This is a genomic window from Halorubrum laminariae (assembly GCF_024494655.1).
GTDB classification, from domain to species: domain Archaea; phylum Halobacteriota; class Halobacteria; order Halobacteriales; family Haloferacaceae; genus Halorubrum; species Halorubrum laminariae.
Genome location: NZ_JANHDL010000007.1, coordinates 116,080 through 131,174, shown reverse-complemented (window position 1 = coordinate 131,174; position 15,095 = coordinate 116,080). Strand labels below are relative to the sequence as shown.

The following is a 15,095-nucleotide window of genomic DNA, read 5'->3' as shown; positions in this document are numbered from 1 at the left end:
TTCTCTGGTTCATTCAGCCCCGTCTGTCAAGAAACGTACCATCATTGGGTCAGCACAGCTGAGTGGTGGTCGGTTTCAGCTCTGCCCGCCCCGTCCGGCGAACTAATTTTGAACGTGCAACAGGGTAACATAGCCAAGTTCATTTAGTGTAGAAAGATGCCGGTGGACAGTACTTTTTGGGATGTCCACTGCATCAGTTAATTCGCTAACACCTGCTCCATTTCCTTCTCTCTCTCGTAATTCTTCGACGATTGCAAAAGTCTTCTCAACAGATTTTGTTTTTATGTTATCATTCATAATAGGTTTTTTAAGCCTAATCACTATTTAATGTTCGGGATAGTAGGACGGTAGTGTTCAGATAAGCTGGTTCCATACGAAGGCGAGAGCTTGAAGCCATTTCGACGGAGTCTGCTTCGGCGTGGCTAAAACAGTTTGAGAACTGGTTGGTTCGTTGTTTTATTTCACGAAAGACACGTTCGACGCTATTCCAATTCCCATGTGTGACGTTGTGGAATCGGAGCCGTGACGATGGCAGATCGCCTGTAACCATGGCACACCGTCGACGAGAAAGATCACGTTGTCGACCTAATGTTTCTCACGCTGTTCAGCGAGAAATATTGAGGAAATTGCGTTCGATCTCGTCGGATGGAGTTGAACATGATGAAGGCGGTTCGTGTCGGGATCGACAGCGACGTACAGCCAATATCGCTCAGAATTGAGGTGAATCACAATTTCATCGACCGAAACGTGATTCGGAGTAGCACCGTCGGTCGGCTGTAAATCAGCTTTCTGTACCTACCGATGGACGGTAGTTCGATGGTAACCGACCCCTAAATCATCAAGAACCAATATTGTATCTAAAAGTGATAGTTAAAATAGAACCGGGTACCGAGCTTCATCGCCGGCTCAGGTGTCACCTCCCGCTCCAGAAAATCTAACTCGATACAACCACTATCGCCATTGGAGCAGTTGAACGAGAGCATAGACCACTCGGTCTTTTGACCGCATCGTCCTTCGGCCTTATCTCAACACCGCCCATCTTGGGAAAACTCGTGAACGTTTCGTGTCGTTCGCAACTCAACTGGAGGTGCTCGGCTTCTCAGTCGGTTATCCACAACCCCACCGCACCGACGGTGGCGACTGCGAGCACGGTCGCGAGCAGTCCGAAGGCAACGCGAAAGCTGAACGCGTCGACGACGATGCCGACAACGCTCGGGGCGAGAGCGGTCACGCCCATCAACAGGGTCCGAAACACGCCGAGTCCACCGCCGGTGAGCCGATCGGGGAGCAGTTCCATCAGATACGCTCCCCGAACGGGATTGAATCCGTGGGCACCGATACCGAAGTGAGCGATGAGCACGCTAAGCGCGATCAGCCCGGCGTCCGGTGCGAGCACGATTCCCCACAGCGCGACCGACGCGATGCCGGCCGTACTTACGAGCAGCGGAAACCGTCCGATGCGATCCGAGAGGTCGCCGGCGACGAACTGGACGAACGCCATCCAGAAGAACAGCGAGTACAGGAGGCTCGCGGTCGCGGTCGAGAGACCCGACACCTGAGAGAGGTACAGCGGGAGAAACGACAGGAGTCCGTTGTTCGCGAACGCCACGCCGATTGAGACACAGATGAACGCGCTGAAGCGCACATCACGGAGCAGACCGAGGTACGTACCGACGCTCGGGTTCATCCCTGTCGCCGCGTTGCGTTCTCGCCGCTCGTCGAGACGGCCGCCGCGGAACCGGACTGTGAACACCCCTGCCAGTGCGAGCGCCGAGAGACCGGCGATCAGGAACACCGCACGCCAGTCAGCCCCGGGAAGCGCATCGAGTCCCCCCGCGAGGATGGGTGGAGCGGACAGAAGCACCACGACGGCCGTCGGCGCGGCCACGCCACCGAACGTGCCGAGGGTGTCGTGGATGCCGAGCGCTCGCCCGGTCTGGTCGGGAAACGAGCGTGCGATGAGTCGCACGGCGACGGTCTTGTGAACCCCCGTTCCGGCACCGATGACGAGCATCGCCGCCACGAACACCTGAAACGGCGAGTCGACGACGAGCGCCAGCGCGCCGACCCCGGCGACCGTCGCGCCGCCGGCAACGATCCGGACCGACCCGATCCAGTCCGCCACCACCCCGCTCGGAAACTGCATGAGCGCGTACACAATCATGAATCCGGTGAACGCGCTCCCGATAGTCGCGTTGCTGATCCCGTACGTCAGCTGTAGGGGCTCAAACAGCGGCGGGAACACGTACCGCACGAACTTCCCGAGAAACCAGATGAGAGAAACGAGCACGAGAACGTCGTAGTTGGCGAGTCGGCCGTTCGTGAATCGTTGCATGAGAGTTCTATGAAACGGTTCGCTGGCACAGGTCTCGGACTGTCGACCGTGAGCAGCACGCCTCCCGATCGACCACCAGAGAGTCAGTCCGTTTATCGAAGGTGCAGGCCGGCATACGTGTCGAACCCGTGCCGACGTGCGCGCGTGTCGGAATTGTGCCGGACGAGATCACGATGGAGGTTCCCCGTAAACGGCGCGAGAGAGGGGTCTAGGTGATGCCGACGAGCTACGACGACTGAAGGGACCGCTCTCGGAGCGTCTCGATCTCACGTTCGATCGAGTCCGTCTCGGCGACGCCCACGAACCGGGTATCGACGCGCCCCTCCAGTGTGAACAGCGTCGTCGGCCCTCCGACGATGTCGTACTCCTCGTCGAGCAGCGCCGCACAGTCGGGCCCGTATACCGAGAGGGCGAGCACGCCCTCGGGTGGGACCGTTCCGAACACGTCGCTCAGGTTCGGACGCATCGACTCGCACGGCGGGCAGTCGTCGCGCCAGACGTACACGACGCAGCGGTCACACAGATCGACGAGACGAACCGCGTCCTCGCCGTGTACCGGGACGAAGCCCTCAGGGGCCCCGGACGCGGGCGGCGGCCCGGACTTCGAGGAGTCGAGTAGCACGGACGCGACGAGTGCCCGAGTCGTCGACAGATTCGGGTGACGCTCCCGCAGGGTCGCGTAGGTCGCGAGAAGTCGGGGATCGACATCGGCGGCGCGCAGGGCCTCCGGGAGGACCGGAAGGTCCGCGAGCGCGTCGTCTCGACCGTCTTCGATCGCCGCGCACCGCTCCGAAACGGTCGCGCGGAACTCGTCGCTTGGAGCGATCCCTGTCGGCGTCACCTCTATTACGCCGGTTGTTACCAGTTCGTCGACGGTTTCAGTGGCGGTCGTCATCGGTTTCGCGGATGAGTGTCGGATTTGTGGTTCATGTGACGGAACACGCTTCTCGGTCAGGGATCCAGTCCGAGTTCGTCGATACAGGGGAAGTCCTCGGCCGAGGGGACCTCTCCCTCCGGCCAGAGCGGATCGAGGTCGGCGTCCGGCGGGTAGTGGAGGTTGCCGTCGCCGTCCCAGCCCCATCCCTCCTCTTCGAGCATCGCGCGGGCCGCTTCGACGTCGCCGCTCGAATCCGGGTGCTCGTACAGCATGTCCTCCGGCGGGAACCGCGGGTGGTTCTCCGAGATGTACGTCGGGAACATGTCCGGCTCGACGCGGCCGTCGAACGCGGTGTTCACCAGCTGGTCACGGTTGACCGACGCGCCGACGGCCTTGCGGAACTCGGTGAACTTACACGGCGCGGTGTGACAGATGTACTGGAGGTTGTAGGAGGTGTGTGTCCCGGTGAACTCCGCGGTGGCGTTGTCGACCTCCTCGTTCACCCGGGTCGCGTTGGGCGGCGAGATCTCGACGGCGACGTGCGCCTCGCCGGCCCCCAAGGCGTTGATCATCGACTCCTCGTTCCGGTACGCGTTGAAGATAACCGGCTGTGCGACCTCGTACTCCGGATGGCCGTCGTGCGGTTCCGTGAGGATGCGCTGGCCCTGCTGGATCGAGGTGACTTCGAGCGGTCCCGACGAGACGATCGGGGTCTCGAACGTCGCGTCACCGGGGCTTTCGACCGCGCCCGCCTCCTCGAAGGACTCCTGGTGGAGGATCCCCCACCGCATGAGCGACGTCTGGGCGAACGGGATGTACGGCTCCGTGAACGTGAACCGCATCGTCTGCTCGTCGACGGCCTCGATTGCGTCGTACGGGATCGGCGCTGCGCCGGGGTACGCGCCCGCGTCGCCGCCGCGGAGGATCTGTTCGAAGGTGAACTTCACGTCTTGAGCCGTGACCGGGTCGCCGTTGGTGAACGTCGCGTCGTCGAACAGTTCGACGACGACCTCTTGGCCGCTGACCACGTCGACCGACCCGAGGAGTTCGACGATCTCGAAGTCCTCGTTGTACTTGTGGATGGGCGAGTGGATCATGTGTTGCCACATCGCTTCCGGCATCGAGGCGGTGTGGGTCATCCAGTTCGTCGTCTCGGTCGCGATCGGGTCGATTCCGACGATGAGTTCGTCGCCGTCCGTCAGCTCGGATTTGAAGAGCCACTCCGCGTTCGAGCGGGCGAGCCCGCCGGTACCGATTCCGTCGATATCCACCAGGTCCGTCCGCCACGCACCGATGTTCGCCACCGGACAGAGGTTGTCGATCGCGCAGTCCTCGGACATGTACGCGATCGTCTCGTTCATCCCCTCCTCGCGCTCTTCGGGCGTCTCGGCGTTGGTCTGTTCGACGAGGAGCCGGGTGTACTCGCAGTCCGCGTAATTCGACGTGTTGGCCTGGCCGTTCGCCCCCGCCCAGTCGAGCCGCATGTTGTTCAACAGCTCCTGCGGGTCGAGCCGGTCGGCCGCCGGCACCCACCACGTGAACGAGATGTTGTTGGCGCGGTTCTCGTCGTTCGCCTGTTGGCCCGTGTTCGTTCCGAGGTCTTTCGGGACGATGTCGACGCCGGTTCCGAGCGCCTCTATCCCCTGACTGATGGTCGGGGCCATCTGCTCTTGAGTGGTGGTGAAGCCGCCGTAGTCGGACCAGTACTCCATCTGGATCGTGGAGACGCGCTCGCCGAGGTCACCGCCAGATCCGGACGAGCTACCGCCGTCACCGCCGTCGCCGCCCCCACCGGAACAGCCGGCGAGCCCGACCGCCGTCGCGCCGCTGAGCGCCTGAAGGAGTGTTCTGCGTTCGATCGATCTCTCACCGTCGTCGGCTTGCTTGGTGTTAGCAGCCATACCACAAACACTATCGTGTTTGTTTATAAATTTACCGGCAGGAACCGATAGACTGTGGTACGATATGAATAATTATACTATATAAATAAAATTAAGAGCCGAGACTAGTTGACACCCAGCTAGAAACGGAGGAAGAGTTGGGTTACCCTTCGAGCCGGATTCGCGGGTCGATCACTCCATACGCGAGATCGACGACGAAGTTCGAGATGATGACGAACGCCGCCACCACGAAGAACACGAACTGGACCGTCGGGTAGTCGCGCGCGAGCACCGCCTCGACGAGCGTGAAGCCGATCCCCGGCCAGTTGAACACCGTCTCGATGAGCACGAGCCCGCCGATGGCGCGCGCGAGAGAGACGGGGTAGATCGTGAGGACCGGGATGCTCGCGTGTTTCGCGATGTGCCGGAGGCGGGTCAGCGTCGGGAGCCCGGTCAGCCGGTAGTACTCCGTGAAGTCCTCGCCCATCACTTCGACGACGCTGTTGCGCATGATCAGCGTCGGGATGAACAGGTACCGGCAGACCACCGCCGCGAACGGGAGCACGTAGTGGGCCGCGAAGTCGCGGGTCAGGTACGGCTCCCACCACGCGAGCCCCTCGGAGGAACCGGGAGACGTCATCCCCGAAGTGGGAAACAGGTTCAACCAGACGGCGAAGACGATGACCAGGATGATCGCTGTGAAGAAGGCCGGCGAGGAGCCGACGCCGATGACCGGGACGGTCCCGAACCGCTCGAAGGCGCTCCCGCGGTTGCTCCCCGCCACGGTGCCGATCACGACGCCGAGGACGTACGTGAACGTCATCGCCGGCGCGACGAGGATGAACGTGTTGAAGATGCGGAGCTTCGTGAACTGCCAGACGTCGACGCGGTACACCGGGGACTCCCCGAGGTTCCCTTGTGCGAGGTTCGCGATGTAGTGGTAGTACTGCATGTACAGCGGCTCATCTAAGTGCCACTGCTCGCGGATCGCCTGCAGCGCCTCCTCGTTCGCCCCCGAGGCCGCCATCTGTGCGGTGAAATCTCCCGGCATGGACCGGAACAGCACGAACAGCGCCGTCATGACGAGCGCCAGCATCATCACGGTCTGTAACGACCGCACGGCGAAGTACCGCCTCAGCGACGACATCTATCGCTCACCTCCGCCGACGTGTCCGCCGGTCTCACACCTGCCGCTCTCGTCTCCGCCGATCTCGTGTCCAGTACGCTCCTCTACGTCTGCCATCTCAGTAGTGTGTGCTCTCATTGGTGCTCCGCGTGTGCCACGCTTTCGGTCGCGTCTGACCCGCCGTCCGTGGCGTTCGTTCCGCCGCCGCTCGCGACCGCCGTTCGGTCGTTTTCCGTGTGGTGATGACAGGCGACGTGCCACTCGGGTTCCGTCTCCACCTCCGGTGGGGTGGTCTCACAGACGCTCTCGAACCGATCGCTAAGGCGCTCGATGGCGATTTCCTCGTTTCCGTCGGCCAGCGACGTGAGCGCCGACCGGAGCGTCGACTCGTTTTTCCCGGTGAGTTCGTGGTCGAAGTACTCGCGCTGAATCGCGTCGACGAGCGCGGAGCGCTCGTCCACCTCCACGATCGTCTGAATCCGATCGAGGTCGACCTCCTCGCGTTCGAGGAACTCGCGGAACGACATGATCTCTCGGTACGCCCCCTGGTCGATGTCGATGTCGTCCGGCGGGATGACCTCCGGACACCGGTCGCGGAACCGACAGCCCTCACCGATATCGATCGGGTCCCGCGGCGCGCCGGACATCTCCGTCCGCTCCCTGTCGTACGTCGGGTCCGGCACCGGGATCGCCGAGACGAGTGCCTCTGTGTACGGGTGCTTCGGGTCCTCAAGAAGCTCCTTGGTTCGAGCCGACTCGACGAACCGACCGAGGTACATCACCTTGACCGTCTCGGCGATGTACGACACCGTCGAGAGGTCGTGTGAGATGTAGATCATCGACACGTCGAAGTCGTTGATCAAGTCTTTCATCTTCGTCAACACCGCGGCCTGCGTGGAGACGTCGAGCATCGACACCGGCTCGTCGGCGAGGATGACCTCCGGATCGAGAACCAGCGCGCGACCGATGGCGACGCGCTGTTTTTCGCCGCCGCTGAGGTTCTCCGGCTTCCGGTCGAGGTACTGTTCTGCCGGCTGGAGTTCGACCTGTTCGAGCACCTCTCGCACCCGCTCTTCTTTGTCGCCGATTCCGTGAATGTTCAGCGGCTCGGCGAGCGACTCCCGGACGGTCATCTTCGGATTCAGGGAGTTGAACGGGTCTTGGAATATCACCTGAACGTTCCGCCGGTACTCTTTCCAGTCCGCCTTGTCGAACTCGGAGACTGGCGTCCCCTTGTACACGATGTCCCCATCGGAGATGTCGTGCAAGCCGATAAGCGTGCGCAACAGTGTCGACTTTCCGCAGCCGCTCTCGCCGATCACGGCGACCGACTCGTTTTCTTCGAGCGTCATCGAGACGCCGTCGACCGCTTGAATCTGCGACGGCTCGCGGCGCATGAGCATGTCGACGATATCCGTGTTCCCTTCGAAGTACTTTTTGAGGTTCCTGATCTCCAACACGGGCTGGTTCGCGCTCACGGTCAATCACCCTCCCCCGTCTGCGCGATGCTCTGTGCGCTCGATCCGTCGTCGACGGGAGACGTGTCAGACTGATACAGCTCGTAGGCTTCCTCCCTCCGGACGCAGGCAGTCACGTGGCTCGGATCGTCGTCGCCCGCAGACTCGGTCGGCGGGGCTCCCTCCCGACACTCCGGGGCCGCCCACGGACAGCGGTCCGCGAAGCTACAGAAGTCGACCTCGCCCATCAGCTCCGGGGGATGCCCCTCGATCACCTCCAGTTCCCGCTTGGGCTCTCTGATGTCGGGGAACGCCTCCTTGAACATGAACGCGTACGGGTGTCGCGGGTTGGCGTGGACCGCGTTCGTCGTCCCCCGCTCTGCGATCTGGCTCGCGTGCATGATGGCGACGCTGTCACAGGACTCGAATATCACGCTGATGTCGTGGGTGATCAACAGCAGGCTCACGTCGAGCTCGTCTTTCAGCCGGTCGAGGTGCTTGAATATCTGGTCTTGCATGATCACGTCCAGCGCCGTCGTCGGCTCGTCCGCGATGACGAGCTCCGGTTCGAGAAACAGCGCGAGCGCGATGATCGCCCGCTGTTGCATCCCTCCGGAGAACTGGTGCGGGTAGTCGTCGATCCGGCTCTCCTGGAGGCCGACGATGTCGAACGTCTCCTTGAGTTTGTCTCGGATCTCCTCGTCCGGCAGGTCCGTGTGGACGTTGCCGATCTCGAGCGCCTGCTCGCTGACTCGCTGGAGCGGATCGAGGCTGCTCATCGCCCCCTGCGGAATCCACGAGATTTCCTTCCAGCGGATCCGCTGGCTGAGTTCCTTGTCCGAGAGGTCCTGAATCTCCTCGCCGCGGTATTTGATCGTCCCGCTCGAGACCTGTCCGTTGTCGTCGAGGCCGCCGATGATCGCCTTCGCCAGCGTGCTCTTCCCGGATCCGGACTCGCCCGCGAGCCCGAAGAACTCGCCGTCGGAGATGCTGAAGGAGGCGTTCGAGGTGGCCGTCAACATCCCGTCGTCCGTCTGGTACTGTACCGTGAGATCGTCGACTTCGAGTAGTGGCTCGCTCATGGTTAGGCGGCGATCGCGTTGTTTTCGGTCTCACTGTCGCCTCCCTCGTAGCCGCGTCCGAACATGAACGTCGCAAGGACCGTGATCGCGATCAGCAGGCCAGGCGGTGCCGACCACCACCAGGCGGTCGCCATGTAGCCGGAGTTGAACGCGTTTCGGATCATGACGCCCCACGAGGGGATGAACGGGTCGGCGACGCCGAGGAACGTCAGACTCGCCTGAAGCATTATCGCGTACCCGACGCCCAGCGAGAGGAAGAACACCGCCATCGGTGCCACGTTCGGGAGGATGTGTTTGAAGATGATATGTGGCGTGCTCGCGCCGCTGGCCTTGGCGACCTGTACGAACGGGTACTGTTTCACCTTCAGCGTCTGCGCCCGGATCACCCGGGCGGCACCGCGCCACAGGATTAACCCGATCACCATGATCGAGGGGATAAATCCCACGCCGAGGAATGTGATCAGCACGATACCGAACGGAATCAGCGGTACGCCGTACACGAAGTCGGTGAACCGCATCAGCAGCGTCTCGGTTCGTCCGCCGACGTAGCCGGCGGTGACGCCGATAGCGGTGCCGATCGTCAGGATCATTCCACCGCCGATGATCCCGGTGAGAACGGTGGGACGAGCGCCGATCAGCAGCCTCGTCAGCACGTCGTATCCTTGGAACGTCGTTCCCAGCGGGTGCGCGAGCGAGGGCCCCTCGGCGCGGAGCATCTCACCGGTCTGTGGATCGAAGTGGATCTGCTCGACGCCGTACGGAGCGAGCATGGGACCGAACACGCCCATCAGGAGGATCGTGACGAGGATGCCGAAGTAGAATACGGTCATCCGGTCGCTCACCATCGAGCGGAGCCCTCCCCAGAGGTTTCTGACGATGTAGTTGTCACCGATGTTTTCGAAACGATTCTGATCAGATATTGTGCGTACTAACACGTTATCTGAAACCTTTTTGGCGATATCCATCAACAATCCCGGGGAAATACGCGTATAAAAGTTCTTTGATTAAAGTACCTAAAACACACCAGCAGACACACCAAGAGATCGAGCGGACCGGAGGGGTCTCGATTGACGAAACGTGAGACCGATGTCACCGCGATCTCGGCGTCAGTACGTCGTCCCGAAGTGCGACTCCGACCGGAACGACAGCGGCTGTCCGAGTCCCTCGGCAGTCGCGTTTCGGTACACCTCGGCCCCCCACGCGACATCTTCCATCGGCAGCCCGAGCGACGACAGTATCGACCGCCCCGCCGTCGGCTCCGTGTCGGTCCCACTGGCGAGTTCGTGCAGGGTTCGGACATCGGAGAGCGCGAGCGGGTACTCGTCGCTCTCGATGGCGGCGGCGTACGCGGCGGTGAACTCCCAGCCGACCTGTCGCTCGAACTCCAACGGGTGCCGGCGAACGTCACAGAAGATCCGGTCCGTATCGAACGCGCCGAGGTCGATCCGGAGGTCGCCCAGTTGGATCACGGTCGAGTCGTCATCCAACCACGAGGCGTCGATCCGTGGCGGCGAGTCTCCCGACGCGGCGGCGACAGTGACATCCGCGCCGCGGACGGCCGTCCGTATCGAGTCGGTCGCCGCGATCCGCGCCCCGACGCGCTCCTGCATCGCGTCGCGGAAGGCCACTGATTTCCGCTCGTCCGGGTGGTAGACGCGTATCTCCGCGAGCGACCCCAGGGTCGCGTCGAGCGCGATCGTCGACGCCTGTCCGACCGAACCGGGACCGAGTATCGTCGCGGTCGTCGCGCGATCGCCCTGTAGGTACCGCGCCCCGAGCGCCGCCGTGGCCCCGGTCCGCATGCTGCTCACGACCGCGCCGTCCATCACGGTCAGCGGTCGGCCGGTGTCGGGATCGCTCAAGACCAGTATCGGATCGGAGTCCGGTGCCGACGCCTCGTCCGGTCGAGCCGTGACGGAACCGTACCACTTGACGCCGATCGCGTCGATGTCGCCTCCAACGTACGCGGGCATCGCGCCGAAGCGGCTCCCCGCTCGGAGTCGCTTCGCGTCGGGTTCGGCCAGTCCGTCGGGAAACGTCGTCATGTGTCCGTGCAGGTAGTGACCGTTCTCGCCCATCACCACTCGACCGTCGTCGTACAGTTCGAAGACCTCGTCCATCCGCTCGACACACCGGTTCGCGTCCGTCGCGCCGGCTTCGATCGCGGCCTCCTGTGAGAGAAACCGCACCGCCTCCGGGCTGTCTGACACCATCGTCCGCCGCAACGACGGAAACCCGCATAGTAGTTCCGGCGAGGAGCCCGTTCGGTCTCGTCGGACCCGAGGAGTGTTTCGGATGTGGCGGCAATATATGCGAAATGCGACCGATATAACAGTACCGGCGTGGCAGCTAGTGCCGTGCTATATCAAGAGCCATTGGCGGACGTCGCAGACGCCCTGCGGAGCGGGCGGATCGACCCCGAGGCGCACGTGGACGAACTCGAAGAGCGCGCGGCCGAAGTGGATCCCGAAATCGAATCCCTCGTCGCCGAGGACGGTCGATGGGAGCGTCTCAGAGCCGACGCGGCCGCGCTCGCCGAACGATATCCGGACCCCGCCGACCGACCGGCGCTGTACGGCGTGCCGGTCGGAGTGAAAGACATCTTCCACGTCGACGGGTTCCAGACGCGCGCCGGGTCCGACCTCCCGCCCGAGGCGATCACGGGCGACGAGGCGGCCGCCGTGACGGCGCTTCGTCGCGCCGGCGCGCTCGTGTTGGGAAAGACCGTGACGACGGAGTTCGCTCACATGTCGCCCGGGCCGACGCGGAACCCCCACGACACGGACCGAACGCCCGGCGGGTCGAGCAGCGGGTCGGCGGCGGCGGTCGCGGCCGGGCTGTGTCCGGTCGCGTTCGGGACGCAGACGATCGGCTCCGTGATCCGCCCGGCGGCGTTCTGCGGAATCGTCGGCTACAAGCCAAGCTTCGGACGAATATCGACCGAGGGCGTCATCCCGCTGTCGGAGTCCGTCGACCACGTAGGTATTTTCACGCAGGACACCGCCGGAGTGAGTCTCGCCGCGCCCCTGCTCTGTGACTCGTGGCGGACGCTGCCAGCGCCGACGGAAACGCCCACGATCGGCGTCCCAGCGGGGCCGTATCTCGAACAGGCGTCCGACCTCGCGCTCGACGCGTTCGAGGATCACCTCGACGAGCTCGACGCGGCCGAGTACGACATCGTGCGCGTCGACGCGATGGCGGACATCGACGCGATCAACGAGCGACATCAGCGGCTCGTCGCCGCCGACGCCGCCGTCGCTCACGAGGAGTGGTACCGGGAGTACGGCGAGCGGTACGCCGAGGAGACGAGCGAACTGATAGCCGAGGGGCTGGAGGCGACGATGGAGACGGTCGCGGTCGGGCGGCGGAGCCGCGGAGAGCTTCGGGGCGACCTGACGGACCTGATGGACGAGCACGGGATCGACCTGTGGATCGCGCCCGCCGCGCCGGGACCGGCCCCAGAGGGAATCGACAGCACCGGCGACCCGATAATGAACCTCCCGTGGACGCACGCGGGACTTCCCACGGTCACGGTTCCCGCGAGCGAGACGGACGACGGACTCCCGCTCGGCGTCCAGTTCGCGGGACGGTTCGACGCCGACGAGGACGTGATCCGGTGGAGTCACGGCATCGCGGACGCTTTCTCTGCGGACTGATCGCGCCTTCGTCGCCGAGTCGGTGGTGATAGCTCCACCGGCTCGGGACGGGTAGCAGGCGTGGCGCGCGTATTACCGTTAGTCGGTCGTCGGCGACGCGGTCGCGAGCGCGGCGTTCGCGACGGTGTTCGCCGCCCGGTAACAGTCCTCCCAGCTGGTGTACTCCTCGGAGGTGTGGCTCTTACCGTCCTCGCTGACTGCGAAGACCATCGCGGCGTCACACACCTCGTTGACGTGTGAGGCGTCGTGGTTCCCACCACTCAAGAGGCGCATGCTCTCGTATCCGAACTCGTCGGCGACCCGCTGTACGGTCTCGACACACCGATCGGCGAACTTGGCGCTCTCGGTCCGGGCCGTCTCTTCGACCTCGCAGTCGACGCCCTCTCGTCGCGCCGCCGCCTCGGCCTCCGCCGACAGTCGGTCGATGGCGTGATCAACCACGTCGTCGGCCGGATCACGGATGTCCCACGTCACGGTGGCCGACTCCGGGATGATGTTGATCGAATCGGGTTCCACGTCGATGGATCCGACCGTTCCGACGGTCCGGTCGCCGACCTGCCCCGGGAGGCGTCTGACGTACGAGAGGAGTTCGGCCGCCGGCACGCTGGCGTCGTAGCGCATGGACATCGGCGTGCTCCCCGCGTGGTTGGCCTCTCCCGTGAACGTCACCTCGCCCCACGAGAGCCCGACGACCCCGGTGACGACGCCCACGTCGTTTCCGCTCTCGTCGAGGTACGGCCCCTGTTCGATGTGGAGTTCGAAGTACGCCTCGTACGCCTCTGTCGGTTCGGCGGGGGCGTCACCCCGGTAGCCGATGCGTTCGAGTTCGTCTCCTAGGCGAACGCCGTCGCGGTCGGTTCGGTCGTACTCGGTCTGGAGGTCGAATTCGCCGCACCAAACGCCGCTCCCCTGCAGTCCTGGCTGAAATCGAGAGCCCTCCTCGTTGGTCCAGTTGACGATCTCTATCGGATGGCTGGTCTCGATACCCTCGTCGTCAAGCGTCCGAAGCAGTTCGAGCGCCGCGACGACGCCCAGCTGTCCGTCGTAGATACCGCCGTTGGGTTGTGAATCGAGATGCGATCCGATCAACACGGGATCCGCGTCCGGATCCGTTCCCGGACGGCGAGCGAAGATATTGCCGAACTCGTCGATACGGACTGGAAGGTCCAAGGCTCGAAGCTGTTCGACGAACCAGTCCCGTGCGGCCTTGTCCGCGTCGGAGAGCGCGAGTCGGTGGAGTCCGTCGTCTTCGGTTCCGCCGATCGCCGCCTGCGTTTCCATCGCGTCCACGAGGCGGTCTCTGTTGAGTGCAACTGCCACAGGCGCGTCAACACGGGGCATGATAATAATCGTATCGCTCGTTACACCCGGGCGAGCACTGCTATTCGTCCGTTCCGGTGATATAACGCGTCGTTCAGACAGGCGGAACGGATTCGACACCGACTGCAAAACAAATGGAGTTCTACACAAATAGATGGAGAATAAATATACGAACATACACCTATACTCAAAAGTAGTGGACAGTAATAAGAGTGAAAAGGAGTATTATCCCGTATATGGGAACACTTAACACGCAATACGGCATGGACCACGGTATGAACGACGCTGCCACGAGCGAAAACTCGGGGACGCGAACGTCAGTGTCGAGATCGATCGAAATTATCGACACGCTCGCCCGTCGGGGAAGCCTCGGTGTGACGGAGCTCGCAGAGACGCTCGACCTCTCGAAAAGCACCGTACACGCGTATTTGAAAACGCTGAAGCAGTCCGGATACGTCGTCAGGGACGGCGAGAAGTACGCGCTCGCGTACAAGCTGTCGCTGCGGGGCGAGTCCGTTCGGAATCAGAGTCAACTCTTTCAGATCGCTCGAGACGAGATCGACGATCTCGCGGCCGAGACCGGACTGTACGCGCACCTCACCGTGATGGAGAACGGCCGCGGGATCAACCTGTATCAAGCGAAAGGCGACAGCGTCGGGCGATATGATTACCAGACTGAGAAGATACAGCAGCCGGAACCGCTCCACGTGACCGCCACCGGCAAGGCGATACTCGCCGCTCTCTCGCGGGAGAGCGTCGAATCGATCCTCGATCGTCACGATCTCGTCCAGCGGACGCCCCACACGATCACCGACAGAGACGCTCTCTTCGCGGAGCTGTCGACGATCGATGAGCGTGGCTACGCGTTCAACGACGAAGAAGAGATAGAGGGATTTCGGGCCGTGGGCGCGTCGATACGCGGACGGAACGACGAGGTACTGGGAGCGCTGAGCGTCTCCGGTCCGACGAGCATCCTCCACGGCGATCACTTCCGTGAAGAGAGTCCGGAGGCCGTGACGCGGACCGCAAACCTGATCGAAGTGACGATCAACATGTCGAACACGTTTCCGGGAAACGAATGAATCCCGAGAAATCCACCCGCGGACGCGCCGGCGTGTCGTTCAGCATGTACGAACGGGCACGCTGGCTCACTCTTCGTCATTCGCTCGCCGAAGATGCACATCCATTACAGACATACATTCGTAACGGAAAAAGTGTCGAGAACGGGGCGACAGCCAAGTACCTGAACGGGCCTCACAGCGCTATCGTTCGAACGCTATTTGATAATTATACATTTTAAATACTACTCAGAAATCCGGTAATTTTGGTGAAGATGAAATGGGTTTCCGAAACACACTGAGA

General features: G+C 62.7%; 12 protein-coding genes and 1 pseudogene. 2 read left to right on the top strand and 11 right to left on the bottom strand.

Annotated features, from left to right (window positions below; genetic code table 11):
- Positions 1-102: 102 nt before the first annotated feature.
- The 10 genes and pseudogenes from NO887_RS12960 to NO887_RS12915 form a co-directional block, all read right to left on the bottom strand.
- Positions 103-297, bottom strand: a complete 195-nt coding sequence (locus tag NO887_RS12960; RefSeq protein ID WP_256418703.1) for a helix-turn-helix domain-containing protein — start codon at positions 295-297, stop codon at positions 103-105.
- A 57-nt stretch (positions 298-354) separates the two neighbouring features.
- Positions 355-983 (bottom strand): annotated as a pseudogene (locus NO887_RS12955) (IS6 family transposase).
- 116 nt (positions 984-1,099) lie between these two features.
- A complete protein-coding gene (locus NO887_RS12950; protein WP_256418702.1) occupies positions 1,100-2,335 on the bottom strand; it encodes an MFS transporter in 1,236 nt (411 codons plus the stop codon).
- A 226-nt stretch (positions 2,336-2,561) separates the two neighbouring features.
- Positions 2,562-3,230 carry a TlpA family protein disulfide reductase gene (locus NO887_RS12945; RefSeq protein WP_256418701.1) on the bottom strand — a complete coding sequence of 223 codons (669 nt, stop codon included), beginning with the start codon at positions 3,228-3,230 and terminating at the stop codon, positions 2,562-2,564.
- Between the two features lie 56 nt (positions 3,231-3,286).
- The gene (locus tag NO887_RS12940; RefSeq protein WP_256418700.1) at positions 3,287-5,113 is read right to left on the bottom strand and encodes an ABC transporter substrate-binding protein; all 1,827 of its coding nucleotides are present in this window, start codon (positions 5,111-5,113) and stop codon (positions 3,287-3,289) included.
- 142 nt (positions 5,114-5,255) lie between these two features.
- Positions 5,256-6,239, bottom strand: coding sequence for an ABC transporter permease (locus NO887_RS12935; protein WP_256418699.1), 984 nt, complete (start codon positions 6,237-6,239; stop codon positions 5,256-5,258).
- Positions 6,240-6,352: 113 nt separating this feature from the next.
- A complete protein-coding gene (locus NO887_RS12930) occupies positions 6,353-7,696 on the bottom strand; it encodes an oligopeptide/dipeptide ABC transporter ATP-binding protein (protein ID WP_256418698.1) in 1,344 nt (447 codons plus the stop codon).
- Positions 7,697-7,698: 2 nt separating this feature from the next.
- Positions 7,699-8,757 (bottom strand): ABC transporter ATP-binding protein, encoded by a 1,059-nt coding sequence (locus tag NO887_RS12925; protein WP_256418697.1) that lies wholly within the window; start codon positions 8,755-8,757, stop codon positions 7,699-7,701.
- Positions 8,758-8,759: 2 nt separating this feature from the next.
- Positions 8,760-9,722: an ABC transporter permease gene (locus NO887_RS12920; protein ID WP_256418696.1), complete on the bottom strand. Its 963-nt coding sequence runs from the start codon at positions 9,720-9,722 to the stop codon at positions 8,760-8,762.
- A 141-nt stretch (positions 9,723-9,863) separates the two neighbouring features.
- Positions 9,864-10,970: a Rossmann-fold NAD(P)-binding domain-containing protein gene (locus tag NO887_RS12915; RefSeq protein ID WP_256418695.1), complete on the bottom strand. Its 1,107-nt coding sequence runs from the start codon at positions 10,968-10,970 to the stop codon at positions 9,864-9,866.
- A 144-nt stretch (positions 10,971-11,114) separates the two neighbouring features.
- Between NO887_RS12915 and NO887_RS12910 the strand changes: the two genes are divergently transcribed.
- On the top strand, positions 11,115-12,413 hold the full coding sequence (locus NO887_RS12910) for an amidase (protein WP_256418694.1): 1,299 nt from the start codon (positions 11,115-11,117) through the stop codon (positions 12,411-12,413).
- A gap of 78 nt (positions 12,414-12,491) precedes the next feature.
- On the opposite strand, the gene NO887_RS12905 is transcribed toward NO887_RS12910, so the two are convergent.
- Positions 12,492-13,733 carry a Zn-dependent hydrolase gene (locus NO887_RS12905; protein ID WP_256418693.1) on the bottom strand — a complete coding sequence of 414 codons (1,242 nt, stop codon included), beginning with the start codon at positions 13,731-13,733 and terminating at the stop codon, positions 12,492-12,494.
- Between the two features lie 275 nt (positions 13,734-14,008).
- Between NO887_RS12905 and NO887_RS12900 the strand changes: the two genes are divergently transcribed.
- The gene (locus tag NO887_RS12900; protein WP_256418692.1) at positions 14,009-14,815 is read left to right on the top strand and encodes an IclR family transcriptional regulator; all 807 of its coding nucleotides are present in this window, start codon (positions 14,009-14,011) and stop codon (positions 14,813-14,815) included.
- Positions 14,816-15,095: the final 280 nt, after the last annotated feature.